Raw genomic sequence first — 20,790 nt, forward strand, 5'->3', positions numbered from 1 at the left:
ACGCGTTTCGATGCCGGTACAGCCCCGTCCTCTACCTGCGCTGCCTCGCCTGGGAAGCCAGCCCGGCCGCCATCCCCCGGGGCTGCGAGGCGCGCCGGCAGAACGGCACGCTGCGCCTGACGCTGCCCCTCGGTGAGGCGCAGGAGATCCTCGGGTTCCGAGGCATCGCGAAGCCCAGCCAGATGGAGCGCACGGCCCTGAACCCCGCATGCGCGGAGCTCGCCGCGGCGGGGTTCAGGGTGGCGTGGTCGTGGGTTACGAACTACAGGGGCGAGAGGACCGGCATCCGCCTGTCCGTCGCCCGGAACGAATCGCTCGGGATCAGGACCCGTGACGCCGCAGCCCAGGCGCGAGCCGAAGCGGCGGAGGCACGGCACGCCCGTCTGGCGGAGCGCCGGATCGAGCGGGCGAAGAGGCCCCGGAAGACGAAGCGACCGCCCCGGCCCACCGCGCGGCAATGGAACGCAGTGCCGCCGGCGACCCGGGACCAGTCGAAACTGCGGGCAGCGCTGCACCGCCCGCCGCCTGATCTGTAGACTCCTCGGCCGCCTCGTCGACGGTCGCCTCACGGTTGAGGCGGGCCGCCTCCTGCGGGTCCACCTCGCACTGGGTCTCCAGGATGATGGCGACCTCGACGTCGGTGGCGCGCGGCTCGCGTCCGACCGTCAGCAAATGCGGGGCGTCGCCGAACGGGCGCTCCGGCTGGGGCACGTGGGCCTGCGCCGCGGCCCGGGCGGCCACCTCAGCCTCGCGCCGTTCGTCCCTGGTGCCGAGCTCGTCGTCGACCTTGTCGGCCTTCTTGCGCTCCGACGGCACCTTGCCCGATGCCTCCCTGACGAGCTGCAGGCTATCCACCCGCATGCCGGCACGGTCGTAGGCGTCGACGATCTCCGAGGCGGCATCCTCGTGGTAGCCGGGGACCTGCACGACCCGGGCGCGGCCGTCGGCGGTGACCGACCACACGTCCATGCCGGCCGCGATCTCGGCCGAGGTGTCGGTGCCGGCCAGCCCGTGCGAGGCCAGTGTCGTCGGGCCCAGCCCCACGTCCGGGGCGACACGGGCGATGACCTCGGGATCCGCGACGCCGCCGGCCCGGCGGACAGCCTCGAAATGCCCGCCGGCGCCGCGCATCGTGGACAGGGACCGCAGCGTGGTCACCGCATCGACGACGATGCCGGCAGGCAGGACGCGCGAGATGGCGATCCACAGGCCGACGTCGTCGCGGTAGACGGGGCGCAGGCGGCCCATGGATTGGATGAGCTCCTCCTCGCGGAACTGGGCCTGCACGGCGGCGGCCCAGCGCCCCGGGTACTGAGGCACCTGGATGACCAGGTCGCGGCCGTCCCGGAGCGGATAGGTGCGGTCGACCATGGGCTGCGCGATGGGCTTGCCCTCGTCGTTGAGCCCGTCGCCCTGCACGTCGAACGGGGCCTCGGGCACGATGTCATCGTAGGTCAGCGCCGCGGCCAGGGCGTCGATCACCCACACGGGGAACTCGTGCCTGCCGACCGTCATGAGCGCCTTGTGCCGCTTGGCGAAGTCGAGGCCCCGGATGGCGCCGTAGTGCATCACGTCCAAGTTCGGCGCCTCGGCGTGGGCCCGCTGCACCGCCTTGCGCCCGCGCAGCGGCAGGGCGACGCCGACGCGGCCGCCGGCTTTCACGTGGGCGACGTTGTTCACCGCCCGGCGCACGTTCACGAGCTGACGGGAGGCGCGCTTGCGCCCCTCGTCGTCGGTGTTGAGCTCCGGCACGAACGACGTGGTGCTATGGTTGCTGTCGAGGCACACGACTGTGCGGACGTGCAAGTACGCCGCGATGTCGACCGTCTCCACGTCGCGGCCGTTCCAGACCTTTTCCGAGATGTCGGCGTCGCCGGAGGCGTCGAGGAGCAGCGTCGGGAGCTCGGTGAGGCAAGGGGCCTCGCGCCACGAGACACGCACTTGCTGGCCGGTCTCGCCCATGGTGAGGACCTGCACGCGGGCGTCACGCTCGCCCCGGGCCTGCAGCATGTACGGGTCCACGTCGACGCCGGCGGAACGGGCTAGCGACCGCGTCAGGGCGTCGGCCTTCAGCCCGGCGAGCCGGTCGAGGATGACGTCCCACAGCTTGTTCTCCTGCCGGATGTCCGTCGCCTTGGCCTTGGAGAACAGATCCTTGAGGTACTCGGCCGAGCAATTGGGCACCACCTGGGCGGCGGCGCGCTGGGCCCGGCTGGCGACGGTCTTGGCCGACTTCACGTCGTCGAGGAGCGTGGGCTTCTGCGCCGCGGCGGCGTAGATGGCGGCGGCGGGATCCTCGCCCCGGGCCAATACGTCGTGGACGAGGCGTGCGACCCGGTCGCGCTCCAGCAGCAGGTCCTGGGAGGTCACCCCCTCGCCATCCGATTCCAGGATGTGGGGCTCGGGCCGGGGCAGGAGCAGGCTCGACAGGGGCATGCTGTCGTAGCGGAGGAACTCGAACGCACAGCGCTCGTCCACCGCGAGGGCGACGCATTCCTCCTTCAACTCGGGCGGCAGGCCGATGGTCAGGAACACCGTCGGAGCCAGGACCAGGTCGCAGGCGGCCAGTGCCTTGCGGTCGGCGATGACGGGGCACGTGCCCCCGGCCTCAGGATGGTCGGAGCAGTACAGCGTCTCCTTCTCCATACCCCGGATGGCGGCGACCTTGGCCGAGCACAGGTCGTGCGCCGGGGCGCCCTGGTTGCGCAGGACCTGGCGCTGCTCGACACGCGTGCAGCCGGCACGCTCGACGCCCCTGAGGATGCCGACCTTGAGGCCAGCGGCGTCGGCCTGCGCCCGCACCTCGGCGGCCGCCTGACGGAACGCCGGCGTCGAGGCAGCGGCCGCCGCTGACCGGCGGTTCTCGGCGCGTGAGGCGGCTTCCTCGATGTTGGCATAGGACGGGAGGAACATGACGACGGGCTTGCCCCGTCGGGGACGGGCCGCGATGCGCTCGATGAAGGTGCTGGTCTTGCCGGCGCCGACGGGCGCCCGCATCAGGATGACCTTGGTGAGGGGCGCCTTGGCGTTGCGGGCCTGTGCATCGGCCTGGTCGAGGAACCGGTCGATGGTGGCGCGGACCTCGCGGGCGACGCGGCGCTGCCCCTCCTCGCGCCCCTCCTTGCCCAGCAGGGCGCGCTCGGCGGCCTTGCGGGCCTGGTCGTGCGCGGTGATGGCGGACAGGGACACGGTGTCGGGCTCGATCCAGCCGAGCTCGTCGTCGGCTCCCCGGTCGATGCCGACGCCGGTCCGGACCGCGAGTTGCTTGCGGCCGCTCTCGTCCCGGCCGACGGTCCTGACGAATCGGTCGGGCGTCTCCGCGAGCGTGAGGCGGGCGCTTTCCAGCTTGGCGCGGCAGTCGTGGAGGACGGAGTTGCCGGCGTTGGCGCCGCGGCCGCCCTCATCGCCCCAGGCACTGTAGCGGCCCGACCCGAGGCCGTCGAAAACCTCCTTGCACTCCTCGAACAGGCGGCCGGCGACGGCGTGGCGCCCGGCCTCAGTGGCCAGGAGAGGGCGGTTGGCGATGGCGTAGCGGAACGCGCGCGAGCGGACGTACGGCTCGCGGCCGTCGGTCACCTTGCCCTTGCGCCCGTAGGTGGTGTCGGCGACGCCCTCGCGGTTGCCGGGGACGACGACGCCTGACGAATTGGTCACGGCGGCCGTGACCTCGCCGGTAGCGAGCCGGGCGCCGGTGACGTCGTAGCCGCGCCCGAGGCCGGTGAGCTCGACGACGCGCTCGGAAATGGCTTCAAGGCATGCGCGCAGGGCGGCAGCGGTGACGAGGGGGGCGTGTTCGGGCCCCTGCAGGACAGGGGGCGCTTCCCAGCGGAAGGGGGCGCCGGTGGCGTGGTGCAGGCCGTGCAGCGTGACCGAGTTGCCGGCGCTGAGGATCTCGATGGCGCAGGCCTTGCCGTAGCTGTCGACGACGGGCCGGCCCGCCTTGTCGAGGAGCTTGTGCTCCCTCTTGCGCCGGATTGGGTCGGCCGGGTCGGAGCGGAAGATCACGACCCGCTTGGCGCCGTCGGAACCGCGCCAGAACGGTGTCGCCGGCAGCATCTCGCGGACGATGTCCTCGACGGCCTTCGACATCTCCGGCATGCGGATGTCGATGTCGATGGCGATGGGACCGCCCTCGGCCGGGCCGAGAAACAAGGCCACGTTGTGCGAGGGGGCGAGCCGGCACCACTCGTCGCGCTCGACCGCCGAGGGCATGCGCGTCGCCAGGAGCGACGTCTTGATCATCGTGCCGCCGATGCTGGCGGGGACCCGCTTGGCGGTCAGGCCGTCAGCGGCGCGGCGCGTCTGCGGGTAGACGGCCCAGCCGCGGTCCCACATCGCCGGGGCGACGTCGCCGAACCAGTGGTCGTTCGCGTAGATCCTGTGCCGGGCCGACTTGGCGTCGGCGAGCGTTGCGCCGGGGAAGGCGTCGAGGACGAGCCGCTGGAGCTCGTCGGGCGTCTGAGGGGTCGTCAACCTGCGGGCCTTTCTGCGTATCCGGTGCCGTCTGGGTCGTCGCGTTCGGGAGAGCTCGTCAGGTTGCGGTCTTTGGGCCCGCGCGGTGGGTCTGTTCTGAACAGTGTTCAAAGAGCCGGCGGTGGCCGAAATTGAACACTGTTCACTTAGCCGTTATCGGCTCTGGTGACCCTTCCAACAGATAGATTACGCCCGATTCGGCCAGCCGCAAGTTCGCCGCCGTTGCTTGTGAGCAGCCATGGTGAATCGGCCGAAACGGATAGAAATACGGTGACTAACCGTCCGTTCGTTAACTGTAAGAGCTTTCGCCAGTCATTCTTCATGCGCGAGCGTCTGAGACCGGATAATCATGGACTTGAGATGCGCCGCCGATCCCTGCGTGAGGGAGCAACGCGGCCGCTCCTGCCGCCGCCTCCTCACCGAAGCCCAGACCGAGGAGCTCGGCGTCGAGCCCTGGGCGTGGCTTCGGGTCAACCCAGTCCGCGGCATCCACTGCGCCGTCTACCGGCAGCCGGGTGACCTGCACCCTCGGTACTCCGGCAGGACGCCGACGCCGGCGGATTACGACGCCGCCCGCGCGGACCCTGCCGGGGTGGCGCTGGGCCTGATCCTCGAGGACCTGGCGCGCCGGGCGGGTTAGTCCCCCGTCCCGAGATCCACGAAGCCTTGGGCGCACCCGGGGGCGTTTCCGAACACCTCGCCGGAACGCTCGTTCAGGACGAGCCTGACTGACTGCAGCACGGTGATGCCGGGCTCGCCCGCAGTCGCCGCCCGTCCCTCGTTGACGAGATTTATCGGCATGGCAGGCGTCCCTGCAGGGCCTCAGCAACGAGTTCGGCGACTCTCAGCCCGGCGGCGGCCGGGAGCCGGTTGGTCCTTGCGGATGATGGTTCAGGCTGAGGCTGCATCCCTGCCTCAGCCTGCCAACGAGGATGTCCATGCCGATAGCATTTGAGTCTCGGTGCATCTGACACGTTCGTCGACGGTCCTCGAAGCCATCAGGCTCTGGAACACGCGCTGCTCCATCGCATGCGCGGCGACCGAGTTCGGCCAATATTGCTTCAGGGCGAGGTTCCAGCCTTCACCGATTTCCTCGACGGGTACGTGCTTGTTGACCTCTTTCAGGCGCTGATCGATGTCCTGAGTGTGCCCGACCTTCCACACGCCGCGCTTCCCGAAACGCATCGCGTAGGTCCATGCGTCGGCTTCCGTGGTCCTCGTGACGGTCCCGGTCCAGTCTGTCGGTGTCGGTCCGGTCGTGGGAAGATTGGAGGCCAGGGCGTCGCTCAAGGCCAGCAGCCTCGCGACACTCGGGACCAGGGGAACCGTCACCTCCGTCTTGGGCAGCGCCAGCACCGCGCGCGTATCGGTCTCATCGAGCCGGACAGCACGGACGGTGGCCTCGAACGTCAACTGCTCGCGAAGGACGTCGATCAGCTTCAGTCGTGGGTCCGCGAACCGCCAAGCGCGAAGGATCGGGAGGCCCTTGGGCCATAGAAGCGATCCATCGGCGGCATAGAAGCTCGGGTCCATTCTGGCAGGATCGATCACGTCACGGACATCGACGGGAATGCGCGCGAACTCCGCCATGCCAAGGAGACGGCCACGTTCATGCTCGGCGGTCGGTTCGCCCTGGGTCCCAACGAACACGATGAGGTCGCCCGGCGACGATGCGGTGATGAGGGCGTCCCTGTTTCCGGCCTTTCCAAAGGCGATGACGGGATGCCTCTCGGGATCGAAGCCGTAGAACCGCTTGGCGAAGACGCGCATGATTTCCGCCTATGCTGCCAATGCCGTCGCGAACACCTGATCGAGATCGCTGTCCGACACGGGCGGCATCAGCAAATTACGGGACATTCTCCGCTTCCCGTCCAGAAGCCTATCCAACGTCACGTCGAACGTCTTGTCCCCGAGCGCCGGGTGGACGGCCATCGGGACGTGGATGGTCACGGGGCGCTCCTGGCCGATCCGATAGACGCGGTCGTTGCACTGATCCTCGACGGCCGGGTTCCACCAACGGCTGAGATGGATCACGTGGTTCGCCGCCGTTATCGTCAGGCCCACGCCCGCGGCCTTCGGAGACAGGATCATTGCGTCAAAGCCGCGACGCCTCGCCTGGAAATCGTCGACCATGTCCTGGCGCCGATGACCGGGGGTGTCCCCGTTGATGATGAGCGGTCGCTCCATGCCGAACATCGTCGACATGGCGTTCGCCATCTGCGCCTGCATGCTTCGCTGCTCCACGAAGATCAGCCCCTTCTCACCTAGACGCTCCAGTTCGCGGAGCACCTCGAAGGACTTTCCCAGCCGGGCTGACCTGGCGATCCACGCCTCGCAGCCGGCCACGGACAGAAGATCGTCCGAGAGTGCGTCCCCCGGGTAAAGCGATATGCCTCGGAGATTCTGGATGACTTCGAGCATGGCACCGCGAGCCCGCGGACCTTCCATGCCGAGGGCCTTGGCAACGACGTCGCCGTAAGCCTTCGCCTGCACGTCCGGCATGACTGTCCGGTACGGCGTGACGGTCTTGGTCGGCAAGCCCTCCAGGACGTCGTCCTTCATCCGGCGCAGCATGATCGCCGGCGCGCCGTCCAGAGGCTTCATCATCCGGTCCGAAAGGTCCCGGTAGCGGTCGATGTCGCCGCTCTTGTACGTGTTCGAGAACGTCTTCAGGTCTCGGAGGAAGCCGGGGAAAACCCGGTCCATGATCGACCAAAGATCCTCGATCCGGTTCTCGATTGGCGTGCCGGTCAGGCCGAGCACGAAATCGGCGTTCACGGCCTTCGCGGCCCAGGTATTGAGCGTCCCCGGGTCCTTCACCTTCTGCATCTCGTCGAAGAGCACCGCCGAGAAGCCGACCCGCGCGAACGATACATGATTGTCGGCGAGCGTTTCATAGGTCGTCAGGACCAAGTCCTGCTTCTCCAAAAGCCTCCAGTTCAGCGTTTCGCCTTGGTCTCGGGCAGCCTGATCCGGGTTTCGGAACTTGCGTATGCTGGAACCGAAAACGTCGGCGCGGTTCTCACCCAAAGCGTTCGGTGCGAGGTGCTTCTCGGCCTCCTTGATCCAGTTCTGGAGGAGGGATGTCGGCGCGACGATGAGAAGGGGCCCCTTCGGGACGCCCGCGGCTGCCTTGGCCCTGGCCGCTTCGCGGTTCGCCTTCATCCAGGCGAGGAAGGCCAAGCCTTGGTAGCTCTTCCCAAGCCCCATGTCGTCGGCCAGCAGGACACCAGGCCAGCCGGCCTTCCAGGCTCCGACGAGCCAGGCGAAGCCTTCGACCTGGTGCGGCTTGAAGCTCGTCCGCCCCATGCGGTCCGTCGGCAAACCATCGCTGATCACTGTCGGCCGCGGCTTGCGCGTCACCTCGAACGTGACGTCCTCGAAGTTGGTCTCGATCTTGACCACTACCGGCTCGCGCGGACCCGCCGTACCGGCGGCCGACGTGCTGACGGCCGGCTCGTCATCGTCGGCAGGCTGCACGCTCTCATCGACGGGCTGCCGCTCGTGGATGACGTCGGCGACCTGTCGGAGGATATCCCGCGCCACCGGCACCAGTAGCTCGCCGTCACCGCAGGCGACCCGCTCCCGGCCTTCGACTTCGGCCTTGGGGACATCAGTGGCGAGCTGCCGCGCGTCCTTCAGGGTGATCTCGGAACGGCGACCTTCGACCACCACCGGGAACTTCTCGGGCAGCCATTCCGTGCTGGCCTTCGACAGCCAAGAGAGCTCTGGCTTCTCCCAGACGCCCAGCCCGATCACACGGTCAGAATACTGCTTCGTCTCGACGAAGAGCGCCGACACCGTCGGGTCACCGGGATCGAGGCCGAGATCCAGGGCGATCTGCGTCCTCGGGTTCTTCACGAAGGCGCGCTTGCGGTCCTCCGGGGCGGTTCGCATGGTCCGGACGACTTCGAGCGCCTTCTGCAGGCCCGGATCCACCAGGAGGTACGTACTCCGGCGTAGGTTGTAGGCCCGCCTCACGCCGGCGGCGGTCTCGAACGTCCGCTCGAAGGCACTTTGGTCGGCATGGGCGAGCAGGGTCGAGGTCTCGACGTCAACCAGTTCGTCGAAGGCCCCGCCCGCGACGTCGGCATCCTCCTCGATCACGGGGGCGTCGTCTTCGAGCGAACGGGCCCGTTCCCGGCTCATGAGCACGGGCACGAAATCGATCGCGTCACCCCTCCGCGTGACGTCCAGGGCAAAGGATCCCGCCTGGAAGACGGTCAGGCCCTTCGTGTAGCTGTCCGCCTTAACGGAATCCGGGTTCACGACCGCGAGCGCCGAGGTGACCTCGCTCCATCGCGCGACCCTGGCGTCGATGTCCTGGCCGGAAGTCGAGTTGTAGCCTTCGATGGCTTCGAGCAGTCGATAGAGCGGGGCTGTCAGGCGCCCCGACCGTTCGCCCCAGCGGACCTCGATCCCGGTACGGAGCGGCGTAATCCGGCCGTAGGACGTCTCGCGCCACTCGGTATCGATGCGGCTCTTCTCGTCGCTGATTGCGCCCCGGAAAGCGATGTCCACGATTAGCGGAGCGATCTCCGGCATCCCCATCATCGAAGCCAGACCGGATGGCAGGTCCGCGGCGGCGGCGTTAGCGATGAGAAGGGCGTCACCCTTCCACTCAGCCTGACCCTCCGCAACCAGAGGAAGAAGCCGCCGAACGGCTTGCGCCAACGGCTCAGGAACGCTTGCCCACTCGGCAGCCGGCCTGATGCTGGCCTTGCCGAAAAGGGGGATCCTGACCCGTGGGGGCTCGACCAGGGTGACCTCGACATGGTCGGGGCGACACTCGGTCCGAAGCTTCAGCGCCATCTCACACCCTGTACTCCGACTCCATCACGCGCACGTTCGTGAGGAGGAAGATCTCGTTCGCGACCTTCACCTGCCAATTGTAGCCCTCGGACCCGGCGTGCGTGATCTCCGCCACCTTGAACTGCGGGGTGCTCTGCCGGCCCACGCGGACCTCGTCCGTATCGTACAGGGACTTGCTCAGGGCCGGGGCCGTCGGATCGGCCCTGTCGTGCCAGATGTTGCAGCGGCCGTTGTGGCTCCACTCGGCGACAACGCCTCGACCGACCTTGAGGAGCAGTACGGCATGGCCGCGTTCGATTGGCTTGCGGCCGCCGCTCGTCCAACGCGCGTAGGGTGCCTTCACGTCGAATAGACGCTTGGCCGTCCGGTCCCCGACCTCATCGAAGACGACCCAGGCATCGTCGATGAGGCCGCGCCTATGGACGGCCTCCCAGAAGGCGCGGCGATACCGCCACTGGAAGTCGTAGGCACCCTGGTCGACGACATCGAGGAATTGCCGCAGGGAGAGCGCCGTCAGCCATTTCAGAACGGTCGACTTGCTGGTCATCGGCTGCCAGCGCGCCTGCTTCAAACGGGGGTCCCCGAACCGGGCGACGAGGAACTTCAGGGTGGCGTCCATCGCCGTACGGTCCACGTCGACATCGGCCAGTGGCAGCACCAGGGCGTCGACGTAGGTCCCGCGCCGATGCTCGAAGATGACCGACCCGTCCTGCCTCGTGCCCCAAGCCTGGATTGACGCGAGCCTCGCCTGGGGGCTGAGCGACCTGTCCGTCCTCTGCCGGTCCAGGCCGGCTAGGAAGGCGGCTTCCGCCAGGCCGGCCTCGGCGCCGAGGTTCTGGATCCCGAAATCGGCCAGGACCCGGCTCGGGGAGATCTTCCGGTCGAGCGCGATGCCGGCAATCGTGCGGGGCGCGGTCCGAGGGTCGAATAGGTTGAGGTGGCGGGCAGCCTCGGTGAGCGGCCCGGTCATGCGGGACGCGAGGTCGCGAAGGGTGGCGGCGATATCGTTGAGCGCGGAGGTGGGTCGGTCCGCCTCGCTCGGGTCGAAGCGCACGATGTACGCGGACGCCAGGCGCCTGAAGGTGGACTTGCGAGATGCCGTCCGCACGTGGGCGAGAAATCTGGCAAGGACGGTGGGCTCTCGGACCAGCGGCCTCTTCCCGTCCCACAGGCACCACGGGGCGAGATTTACGTCTCTGCGCTCGGGGACAGCGCCCGCGGAGAAGGCTTGGATGATCCGCGTGGCGATCTGGTCGAGATCCGGCGGCGGTGCCGGCTCGACCTCGATGGTGGGGGCCGGGATCTCCTGGGCGACCATCGCCAGCGCTGCCGTCGTCGGCAACGCCGGAAACGTCGACGGCCGGGTGCGGATCTCCGCGATGGCGCTCTTCACTTGCATGCGGCGATGCTGTCCTGGCTGATCGCCGCCAAGCGGCTGATCTGCGCCTTCACCTCATCGTTGAGGGCGATGATGTCCCTGAGGTTGATCGTCGTGTCGGCATCCATCACGAAACGGAGGTCGATGCGGCGGTTCTTCTCCCAAGCCTCGCGGTCCTCGCCGGAGGCGATAGGCCGGGTCGACGAGTACCCCGATACGGACACGATCTGCTCCCCGCGCCGGTTGCGGAAGTCCCGCAGATCGGGCGACCCCGCCGTCATCTCGCGGTAGGTCGCTGTCGCGCGCTCGGTGGACAGCAGCCAGTTTCGACGGTCACGCTCGGCGAGGTCCGGGACGCCGGTCGTGTCGGTGTGCCCCTCGATGAAGATGGTCTCCAGCGAGGCGCCCTGGAACTTGCCGCACGCTTCCGTACGACCCTGCTTGCAGGCGGCGTACTCGGCCACGACGTCGGTGAGGACGCGGCCGATGCGGGTCAGGGCGTCGCGCGCACGGGCGTCGAGATCGGATCGGTTTGGGGCGAACCTAACGGCGTCCTCGGTCAGTCGGAGCACCCCGTTACGCTCGTCCACCTGTACCGCCAGCCCCTGCGCGATCAGGCGCTTGCTGATGTCGGTGAGCAGGCGGCGGCGCTGGTCCGCGGCGAGTTCCAGCGCCTCGATCTGGTTGCGCACGTCGCCCTGGATCTTGTTGACCTTGTCGTTGATGTCGGCGCTGAGAACCGCGTTCTTGGTCAGCAGCTCCGTCAGGCAGTCCTTGATCCTCTTGGAGTCGTCGTCGCCCTTTCGGTAGTTCAGGGCGAAGACCATCAGCATGATGATGAAAATAAACAGCATGCCGACCATCATGTCGGTCATGGAGATGAAGTAGTTCTCGGACTCTTCGGCCTGTTCCTCTGTGGTGCTGAGCATGGCTTGGCCTTACGCGTCCTCAGCGGCCATCTTCTGCACCTTCGCGAGGAAGGTATCGAACGTTTCGGAGAGGTCGTCGGTGTTCTCCGCCAATGAGCCGGCGATGGCTTGCAGCCGCTGGACGGCAAGGCTGCATCCTTCGTCGATCTTGACCGCGAACGACGCGATGCTCTCCTGCTGCTTGGCCGTCTCGGAGGCGAGGGCTCGGACCGCGTCCGAAAGGGCCTGATCGACCGTGCCGAACCGTTCCTCGTAGGACCGCCAAGCCGTCTCGACCGCTTGGTGGCCTTGCTCCAGGCGGTCGGCGAGCGACTTGGCAGCGTCCTGACCGAGCCTGAGCCCTTCGACCGCACCGCGGGTCGCCTCCTCCATCGCCTTGGTCGAAACGGCGATCCTTTCCGAAGCCTGCAGCAGGGGCGTCGAGGCGGCCGTGACGTCGCTCGCGACCCTCCCGAACGCGACCGATGCCTCGTTCGTCCGGTCCACCGTCTCCCTCGCGGCGGCCGTCTGGGAGGCGAAGGCCTGCTCGGACGAGCGTAGGGCGGCCGACATCCTGTCGACGTCCGCACCGAACTTCTCGACGGTTTCCGTGAAGCCGGACTTGATCGCCTGGGCAGTCTCGGCGGCGGCCTTGCCCGCGGCTGCCACGGTCTGCGCCGTGGCCTCGCGGGACCGCGCGGCGGCGGCCTCGGCCTCGCGGCCGATCTGGTCCTGAATGGCCGCGACGGTCTCCCGGAAGGAGCCCATCTGCCGCTCGACTTGGTCCAGCATGCCCGTCATGCTGTCGCGCACGGCCGTGGTCGCCATCCGTCCCGCTTCGGCCATGTCGCGGTCCAGGCGTTCCCGGGTCGCGTCGGCCGAGGCCGCGAGCGACCTGAGAAGGCTCTCGATGGTCTCCCGGCTCGCCTGATTGTTCGCCTGGAACTGGTTGCCGGCATCCGAGATGAGGCCGGCCAAGCGCTCGGTGGCTTCGGACATCCGCCGCGCGAAATCCTGCGCTGAACCGGCCAGGTCGGACTTGACCGCACCGAGCGCGTCCTTGGTTTGGGCGAGCGTGGCAGAAAGGTCCTTGAGCTCGTTTCCGGCCCCGCCATGGAGGGCGTCCATGAACTTGTTCATGAGGCCCTCGGTGCCGGTCCGGCTGTTGTCTTCCAGCTTTCCGACGGTCGCCTGCAGCTGGTCGGCCAGCGGCGTCACCGCCCGGCCCACAGCGGCCTCCAGCGCCGGTCCGATGACCTGGCCGAGGCGGTCGAAGAACTGGGCGTCGTTGATGTTCTTGAGTTGCTCGACCTGCTCGCGGTTCGAGGCGGCCAGCTGCGTCAGCACGTACTGGGGGGCCAGGAAGTGGGTGCGGTCCTCGATGCGATGGCAGAACCGGTCGAAGCCCGTCTCGATGATGATCGAGTAGACCTTGAAGACGAGCGCGAGGAACAGCGACGAGAAGAGCCCTGCGATGGAGGTCGAGAACTTGAAAGTCGCCGCGTCGAGGAGCTCGCGCAGCGACTGCGTCATCCCCTCCGGCGAGCCGGCCACGCCCGCCGCCGCCTTCGACAACGCGATGACGAGGCCGACGAAGGTGAGGAGCAGCCCGAGCCCGACGAAGTAGCCGGGGACGGTGGGCATGAGCTTCATGCCCATCAGGCGCTCGCGGACGACGGACGGACCGAAGAACGAGGCCGGCCTCATCGTGCGGATCACGACCTGATCGCGCATGCACGTCTTGGCGAACTCCTGCCAGGCATGCCCCACGAGGCCATGGCGAGACAGTCTCTGGTTGATGCGGTCGAAGTTGGCCAGGAATGCCTTCTCGTCCGGGGCGTCGGCCCCGAACTGCTTCCGGGCCAGCCGGAGCGATATCCGGATCGCCAAGACGTGGGCGATCAGCGTGGCGAAGGCCAGCCCGACGGCCGTCGAGACGATGGCGCAGGCCAGGGCGAAGGCGAACTCAGGGTGCCCGACGTTGGCGAAGTCACCGCGCCCGATCTCGCCCCCGACCGCACCGACGAGCGCGAGGTTCGACCGGCTCGACAGTACAGGAAGAAAATAGGACCCGGCGTATCCGATGACGAACAGGCTCCAGAACAGGGGGAACCGAACAAGAGGTGTCCAAACCACCGGCCTCATCGCCACACATGCCCCGCCTCAGTCGGCCGCGTGTTCGTCACGGTTCACCGACGTTCTCTTCTTGACCCATTGGCGCACCGCCTCCTCCACGATGGCGGAGGCAGTCGTTTCGTCGTCCACCGCGAGCTTCTTCAGGTCCTTGATGAGCTCCGGAGGCAGGTAGACGAGAAGCTGCCTCCGGCCGTCGGCGCGGACGCGTGATGCCTCTGTGTTGCCCATCGTCCGCATCGACCCAAAGTCCGGATAGCCAGATAGCCGGATAGCGAGCGCTCAGAATCCCACGCGATTCGAAGCTTTGCAATTCGAATTCACGGCTTTTGCAACCAGAAAGCGAACGGTCGAGTGGTGTGCCGCGGCGTATCAGTCGAAAAGCGTCGCCGGGGCTGGCCGATCCGAGAGGTATTTCAACTTGGTGAGGCGCACCCGTGCAGCGTCTCGCGATACGGCGAAGGCGTCGATGACGGCGGCAATCAGAATATTGGCAGGCTCTGATCCTACCAGGAAGGGAGCGAGTTTTCCGCTCGCGATCACGAGAGGCCGGAGTATTCCGTTGAGCGTCTCACGGGGCATCAGGAAAGCGCCGCTGGCATAGGATGCCTGCCACTCCATCCAATCAGACTGGGGGGCGTCCACCATCGTATCGCGTTTGCAGACGACGCGAGCGCCTGCCCGGTCGGTGAACAGGTCACCTGACGCGAACCGCATTTGAAAAACTTCGTCGTGAAAGACGGCATGACCCAGTTCGTGGGCGAGCGTCGTTCGGTAGCGATTTTCCCGTGAGGCGCTTTCGGAGAGCGTTCCGGATACCTTGATTTCAGGTTGCTTTCCGACGGCGAAATTGGTGACGCCTTCGACGTCAAACCCGTCATCGGTCAGGTCGGCATATACATCGAGATCAGAAACATTTTGTTCGACCAGCACGAAGAGTTCGTCTGTGGTCAGCGGGAAGCGGATGCGGCCCACCCTGTCTTCCAGAAAACGACGAACGATGACCTCGCAAGCTTGGTCGAGGTCTTTCTCCAGATAATACGGACGCGTGCCGAACCGCCCCGTCCTGTCTGCCACCCAAGAGACCATCCTGAGAGTTTACTTGGATGTCCGACGGAATGCACTAAACATTTGCACGACATCCTCTCGTGGAATGTTTGCCTTCCTGACGTCAGATGGCAATATGCCCGATAGGTAAAAAAGATAGTCTGCCTCGACCTTCAAGGCTTCTGAAAATTGGCTAATAATATGGTCAGATGTCGGCTGCCTTCTATCTCTTTCAATATCATTTAAATACTGTGGCGTGATCGGCCGATCATCATCCTCCTTCTGGATCATGCTGGCCAATTCCTTTTGGCTTATGCCAAGCTGCTTTCTGCGGGCAGCGATATAGGAGCCAAAAGTCGAAGACATTGTCGATCTGCCATTGTCAGCCACTTCGCGGATCAGCGTACCACCGACTGATTCGGTCGGGTACCCATCCGCAAAGGTATGGTGAATGTGGGCGTTCTCTCAACGGCGCATGCGTCCGGCAGGGCCATGCCGGGCGCGTCTGGGTCCGTCGGTCACTGAAGCGGGCAGACCTGCATGGTGCCGCAACAGGTCATGCCACGGCGCTTCGCGTCAGCCACGAATTGGGACAGCTCCTTCTTGCGGAGCTTCTCCTGTCGCAACACGCCAACGACGTCATCGCGATGCGGGCAGTTTCGCCTCAAGATTGCGTGCCCATCCCGGCGCCTGCGGCCGCACGGGCACGGACAACGGCCGTTTCGGAGACGGTCGCCCGTCTTTCTCAAAAGCGGATCAAGGGAGGCCAGAACCGAAGCGTCACCCTGCATGAAGGCTTCGTACGCGTCGACGAGGCCGGCCTTCTCGGCGTGATCCAGAGCCAGCTGATGATGCAAGCCGGCCTCGCCATGCGACAGGGCGTGTTGCTCGGGCCAAAGTCCGGTCTGGGCTGCCGTTCGCTGCATGCGCAGGAAATCTTCCAGCCGGTTCCACCATCCCGCGGCCGACTGCGGATCCGTCACGGTCGTGTGCTGGGGCAAACCGAGGCAGAACCAGCCACCACCCTCGATATGCCGCTCGAAGCAGCGAACGGGAAAGATCGTGCCCGGAGCGCGCTCACGCACCCGGACAGCCCCACCCACCTGCATCACCTCAAGCTCGACCCTCAACGCCGCCGTGGCGGCGTTAAGGGTGACGGTCGCCAAGCCGGTCATCCGGTGGATGGACGTGGCGTAAACCAGGAACCAGGCTGGCGCTTCCGCGACTGCCAGCCGAAAGGGGCTGTCAGCCGTTGCCATGGAAGCGGTGCTCCGGCTCCGGGCGCCGGATGGCCGGGGTCGCAGCCGCCAACCTCGACACGGCCGGTGCCGCCGGCGTCCCAAGCAGTGCATCGACGGCCTCGTAGTCGAGGTTGGAGGCCTTGCCAGTGCGGAAGATCTGCTTCACGCGGGAATGGGCGACTTCCTTGGCGGCCGGACCGAGGCTCGTCTCGATGCCCGAGCACTCCTGCTGCAGGGCCTCCGAGCCCGAAACCGCGCGGCTGGAGGCGCACCGGACGCTCCGGTCCCCTCGAATCCCGAGCCGCGTCACTGGCGTCGGTCCCAGTTCCAGCCCGATGGCGATGCCCAGGTCGGCGATGCCCGGGAGCATCGCCTGACACAGGTTGAACGACGAGCGGATGCCGCCCGCCATCCTGACAGCCGTCTCGACCGAGGCGGCCTTGTCGGTCTCGTAACGCGAGCCCTCGGCGACGATGCCGTGCACGCAGTCGCCGATGAAGCGAACCTTCCTGCCGTTGAAGTCATCCTTCACGACCGCGGCGAGCTCGCCTCGGATGACGTGAAGGTTCGCCACCATCGGCGCGATCTGATGCGAGGCGATGCAGCGGTCCACGTATGCGGTGAAGCCGTCCAGGTCGGCGAAGACCGACATCATGGGCATGCGCACCGAGTTGCTCGGCACCAAGAGGCCGAAATCGATGGTGCGGAGCGGGGGCTCGTGGTGGTGGAAGTGAAACACCGCCTCGGAGAGGTTCTCCATGAGCACTCGGTCCGTCTGCAACGCCCGGATGGCGGCGTCGACCTGAGCGCGGATGGGCTGGGTGTCCTGCATCCAGTATGGGCGCCCCAGCTTCTCGTTGAGGAACTGGATGCGGTCCCTCTCGGACAGGGCCATGGCGCGCTCCTGAAGCAGCGAGCCGGTGCGGTTCTGCCCGAGCACCGCGCGGGCGTTGTCGCTGAGGAAGATCCCCGGCATGTCGCCCGCCGCGATCTTGGCCGCGTAGTTCGCCGGCCGACCCAGGAAGAGGGGTTCCGGCTCGTGCTTCCTGCCGCTGCTGATGGCGACCGCCTTCCCGGTGTCGATGCCGATGCGCACGCGGGTGCTCAGCTTGGACTTGCCCAGGCGAGGAGCAGCCTCCTCAATGGTTTCCTTCAGCGCGTTCGCCATCGCGATGGCGCGGAGGATGCGCTGACGCTCGTCGCCGAGCGGCGTCACGACGACGGCGTGCAGGCGAGGGCCGTGGAAATCGACACGCTGCGCTTCGTAGTCAGCGACGATGCGGTCGGCCGCCGAGTAGTGCAGGTGGAGAAACTGCATGAGGCGCCGGCTGGCGGCCTCGGTCTCGCGTCCGTCCTCAAGCATCGCGTCGTGATAGTCGATGAGGTTCACGTAGACGTGGACGCCATCGACGAGGATGGCCTTCCGATCCGGCACGCTGAAGATCGGTGCCTCGTCCCGGCCTAGGAGTTTTCCGCGAGCCATCAGGTCGGCCCGTCGCCGGGTGAGGTAGCCCTGATCGAAATTCTCGACGACCACCGCCGCCTTCGGCACGGTGTTCATCAGGTTGGCGATGCGCGTGCGGCTGCGCGAGACGTCCCAGGCCATGGTCGGTCCTTCCTCAGTCGATGGAGAAGTGGGCGGGGTAGGCACGGTCATGCTTGGCCGGCATGGCGAACGGCTCGGTACTGAACCGCGCTCGGCAATCGGCATCGAGACGGCCGAAAATCCGGTCGCTGATGCGCACGGATCCGTTCGGCTGTCCTTCCTTCGGCTTGTACTGCTCGAACCGGCTCGCCGTGTTCACCGTCTCGCCGATGATGGTGTAGGAGCTCCGTCCCGCCGCACCGAAATCGCCGACGATCGCCTCGCCGAGATGCAGGCCGATGCGCAGGCCCATCGGTAGGCCGTTGTCCGCCGCGACCTGGCCGACATCCCGCACCGCCGCCAGGGCGGCGTTCGCGGCGGCATTCGCGGCCTTGGCCAAACGGTCCTCGTCCGGGCAGGGCCAGAACGCCATCAGGCCGTCACCGAGGAACTTGTCGACCTGGCCGCCGGCGGCGTTGATCGCGCGGACCTGCGGCTCGACCAGGAGTTCGAGCGCCGCCGCGGCCGCCGCGGGGTCGAGCCCCTCCGCATAGGCGGAGAACCCCGAGATGTCGCTGAACCAGACGACCATGCCCTTGTTGACCGGCTTGATCTTGGTCGCGGCCATCCGCATGGCGCCGAGAGCCGCCTGAACCCCGTCCGGGCAGACGAACCGCGAGACCATGCTCTCGATGTCCACGACCTCGCCGGTCAGCGCAGCCCGATGCACCACGGCTTCGTCGAGCTTGACGACGAGGGCGCCGCAGACGGCCTCCAGCCACATCGCCCTGCACTCGGGATCCAGGGCCTCCAGAACCGACCGGTCGATCCTCCACGCGGACGACCGCCGCAACGCGATGACGTCGGCTCCGCGCCGCGCCGGGCCGCCATCTGGGCGGGGCCTGAAGAAGGCCGCCTCGCCGATGATGTCGCCGGGTCCGCGGCCGGCGAGCCTGTGCGTCGAGCGGATGCAGAACTCCCCCGTCTCGATGATCCACACGCAATGGGCTTCCTCGCCGGCTCGGCACAGGACCTGGTCCTCCCCGCACGAGACCAGGTTGAACTCGGTCACCAGCGCGGCTGCCAGCCGCTCCGGATCGGGAAGGTAGCGGCGCAGAAACTGATGCACGCCGGTCTCTTTTTCGGGGGTGGGGGCCATGCCGAATCCTCGAACTACGCTATTCAGCTTATCGCGCGATGAGCTGAGGTCAATAGCGCCTGTTCGCGGCGTCCCCTTTCAAAACCGGCGCAGGCCTACGCCAGCACGCCCGGCTCCCGTACGCTCAGCGTATCAAGGTGCGGTCCGTCACCATGCTTCGACGGCCAGGGATGGGATGAAGTTCGACCGCTCGTCGGCGTGACCCCTTAGGTTGCAGACCACGCGCGTCAGCCCGATCGGATATCGGCCGCAACATGCACGGACCGTGAATCCAGAGGTCCGGCCCGCGGTCTAGGATCAGATTCGTCAGGTCAAAGGTGCAGCACCACGACAGGTCGGCGTACGGGGCCGAAAGGCTGGCCGGATGCAAGGCGTAAAGGGTCAGGGGCCAGGAGCCGCGACCGTTACATTCTGACATCGCTTCGCATGACCGTCGCGAAATTCGGCGTGTCAGATTCCTCCGCACTGGGTTTGGGTCGGCCGTTTCCTGCGGCGAGGCGGCCGCGGTTGGCCCCGGCCTCGTTACGTCATGATGCGGAGGGCCGACATGCGAACCGAACCCGTCATCGTCACAACTGGCGCATCGTCGTGAGCACGGCCGATACGGTTATGGACCACATCGAACGCCTAGCCCAGGTCAGCGCCTCCCGTGGAACCTGACGCGCCGCGTCTTCAGTCCCCAGCAGGGGGAAGGCGAGTCGCTCGTCCTCGGCTGGATGGAGGAAGCCGGCCTGTCGGTCCGGCGCGATCCCGCCGGCAACCTCATCGGTCGACTTGAAGGTTCGGTCCCCGGCGCCCCGGTGCTCGTCATCGGAGGTTACGTCGACACCGTTTCGGACGCCAGTCGCTATGACGGAACTCTGGGCGTGCTTATGGGTATCGCGGCCGTCGAACGTCTCGTCCGGTGCGGCTCGCCGTTGCGACATCTGGTCGAGGTCATCGGCTTCGTCAAAGACGCGGCAGGCCGGTTCGGCATACCTAGGCGCGGCAGCAGGGCCGCCACGGGCTGGTTCGATGCGGACATGCTGGACTTCAATGACGATTACGGCGTCACGCTGCGGCAAGCTATGGAAGCGCACGACCTGAGCCATGAGGGGCCCGTGGCCGCGAGGCGAATTGCGGGCGATGTCCTCGCCTATCTTGAAGTCGCGGCGGAAGCCGGCCCGTTGCTGGAGCGGTCGGGTTCACCGGTCGGGGTCGTTCCGGCCCTGACGGGTTCAAAGATCCTGCGGGTCACGCTGCAGGGACACTCCGTCCGAGCGGCTACGATCACGACGAAAGACCGGCGTGACGCTCTGGCCGGGACGGCGGATTGCATTCTTGAAGCGGAGTGCATCGGGTCGGCGCGGGAGGAGGTCGCGGTCACCGTCATGCGCCTCGACATCGAGCTCGTGCCGACTTGCGTGGTCACGGGTTCGGTGACGTTCGGGGTCCTGGTCGAATCATCCGACGATGCGGGGCGACGCGCTGCCGCGATGGAACTCGTTGGGGCGTTCAACGGGATAGCCGCGCGCCGCCGGTTGGAGATCGCAATCGATCACAGCGTCGATCCGGACGCTACCCGGTGCGAGCCGGGTATCGTCCGGCTCTTCGAGCGCGCCGTCGAGGCTTCCGGCCACCCCGTCACGCGGCTGGCGCAGGCCATGTCGACCGATGCGTCCAATATGGCCCACATCACACCGATCGGATCGTTGCTGATCCGGTGCCAGGGCGGCCTGGGCTGGTGGCCGGCTGGGACCGTGGACCCTGCCGACATCGAGGCCGGGCTGGAGGTGCTGACCTCCGTTATCGGGGACCTAGCCAACGGCTCGCACGCGCCGGAGCCTATAGTGCCCCGCGGTTACGACCACTCGACCTGACTGTCCGTACCTGAAAGCAGTTGACCTGCGTGGAAGAGGGCGCGCCGAAAAAGCGGGCGGTCTGTTATCGACCCGATGCGGTCGCCCCGATGACGACCAGAGCATCCCACAAGCGGCCATTCGTCGGCTGCCCGGCTTGTCACGCGCTAGGTGGTGAGCGGACAGAGAATTGGAGAGCAGGAAACGGGAAGCGCA

General features: G+C 66.9%; 14 protein-coding genes. 2 read left to right on the forward strand and 12 right to left on the reverse strand.

Going from position 1 to position 20,790, the window contains the following annotated elements:
* Window positions 1-321: 321 nt before the first annotated feature.
* Window positions 322-4,473: a bifunctional DNA primase/polymerase gene (locus ACLBXO_RS16370; protein ID WP_447686001.1), complete on the reverse strand. Its 4,152-nt coding sequence runs from the start codon at window positions 4,471-4,473 to the stop codon at window positions 322-324.
* Window positions 4,474-4,852: 379 nt separating this feature from the next.
* Here ACLBXO_RS16370 and ACLBXO_RS16375 point away from each other — a divergent pair, with 379 nt between their 5' ends.
* Complete coding sequence (locus tag ACLBXO_RS16375) at window positions 4,853-5,113, forward strand: hypothetical protein (protein WP_447686002.1); 261 nt, start codon at window positions 4,853-4,855, stop codon at window positions 5,111-5,113.
* A gap of 275 nt (window positions 5,114-5,388) precedes the next feature.
* On the opposite strand, the gene ACLBXO_RS16380 is transcribed toward ACLBXO_RS16375, so the two are convergent.
* The 11 genes from ACLBXO_RS16380 to ACLBXO_RS16430 form a co-directional block, all read right to left on the reverse strand.
* Window positions 5,389-6,243, reverse strand: coding sequence for a hypothetical protein (locus ACLBXO_RS16380; protein ID WP_447686003.1), 855 nt, complete (start codon window positions 6,241-6,243; stop codon window positions 5,389-5,391).
* Between the two features lie 9 nt (window positions 6,244-6,252).
* Window positions 6,253-9,285, reverse strand: a complete 3,033-nt coding sequence (locus ACLBXO_RS16385) for a DEAD/DEAH box helicase (protein WP_447686004.1) — start codon at window positions 9,283-9,285, stop codon at window positions 6,253-6,255.
* Window position 9,286: 1 nt separating this feature from the next.
* The gene (locus ACLBXO_RS16390; protein WP_447686005.1) at window positions 9,287-10,684 is read right to left on the reverse strand and encodes an EH signature domain-containing protein; all 1,398 of its coding nucleotides are present in this window, start codon (window positions 10,682-10,684) and stop codon (window positions 9,287-9,289) included.
* Window positions 10,675-11,592, reverse strand: coding sequence for an OmpA/MotB family protein (locus ACLBXO_RS16395; protein ID WP_447686006.1), 918 nt, complete (start codon window positions 11,590-11,592; stop codon window positions 10,675-10,677). Before ACLBXO_RS16395 ends, ACLBXO_RS16390 begins: the two co-directional genes overlap by 10 nt.
* 9 nt (window positions 11,593-11,601) lie before the next feature.
* Window positions 11,602-13,716: an anti-phage ZorAB system protein ZorA gene (gene zorA / locus ACLBXO_RS16400; protein ID WP_447686007.1), complete on the reverse strand. Its 2,115-nt coding sequence runs from the start codon at window positions 13,714-13,716 to the stop codon at window positions 11,602-11,604.
* Between the two features lie 18 nt (window positions 13,717-13,734).
* The gene (locus ACLBXO_RS16405) at window positions 13,735-13,935 is read right to left on the reverse strand and encodes a ribbon-helix-helix domain-containing protein (protein WP_447686008.1); all 201 of its coding nucleotides are present in this window, start codon (window positions 13,933-13,935) and stop codon (window positions 13,735-13,737) included.
* A gap of 141 nt (window positions 13,936-14,076) precedes the next feature.
* Window positions 14,077-14,781, reverse strand: a complete 705-nt coding sequence (locus ACLBXO_RS16410; protein ID WP_447686009.1) for an ImmA/IrrE family metallo-endopeptidase — start codon at window positions 14,779-14,781, stop codon at window positions 14,077-14,079.
* A gap of 21 nt (window positions 14,782-14,802) precedes the next feature.
* Entirely contained in the window at window positions 14,803-15,117 is a 315-nt protein-coding gene (locus tag ACLBXO_RS16415; RefSeq protein ID WP_447686014.1) for a helix-turn-helix domain-containing protein, read from the reverse strand.
* Window positions 15,118-15,269: 152 nt separating this feature from the next.
* On the reverse strand, window positions 15,270-16,010 hold the full coding sequence (locus ACLBXO_RS16420) for an E2 domain-containing protein (RefSeq protein ID WP_447686010.1): 741 nt from the start codon (window positions 16,008-16,010) through the stop codon (window positions 15,270-15,272).
* Window positions 15,997-17,598 (reverse strand): adenylate/guanylate cyclase domain-containing protein, encoded by a 1,602-nt coding sequence (locus ACLBXO_RS16425; RefSeq protein ID WP_447686011.1) that lies wholly within the window; start codon window positions 17,596-17,598, stop codon window positions 15,997-15,999. The genes ACLBXO_RS16420 and ACLBXO_RS16425 overlap by 14 nt, the downstream gene beginning before the upstream one ends.
* Before the next feature lie 13 nt (window positions 17,599-17,611).
* Window positions 17,612-18,706 (reverse strand): adenylate/guanylate cyclase domain-containing protein, encoded by a 1,095-nt coding sequence (locus ACLBXO_RS16430; protein ID WP_447686012.1) that lies wholly within the window; start codon window positions 18,704-18,706, stop codon window positions 17,612-17,614.
* A gap of 686 nt (window positions 18,707-19,392) precedes the next feature.
* Here ACLBXO_RS16430 and ACLBXO_RS16435 point away from each other — a divergent pair.
* On the forward strand, window positions 19,393-20,595 hold the full coding sequence (locus ACLBXO_RS16435; protein WP_447686015.1) for a hydantoinase/carbamoylase family amidase: 1,203 nt from the start codon (window positions 19,393-19,395) through the stop codon (window positions 20,593-20,595).
* The last annotated feature ends 195 nt before the right edge of the window (window positions 20,596-20,790 follow it).

Source organism: Methylobacterium sp. C33D, from assembly GCF_053345825.1.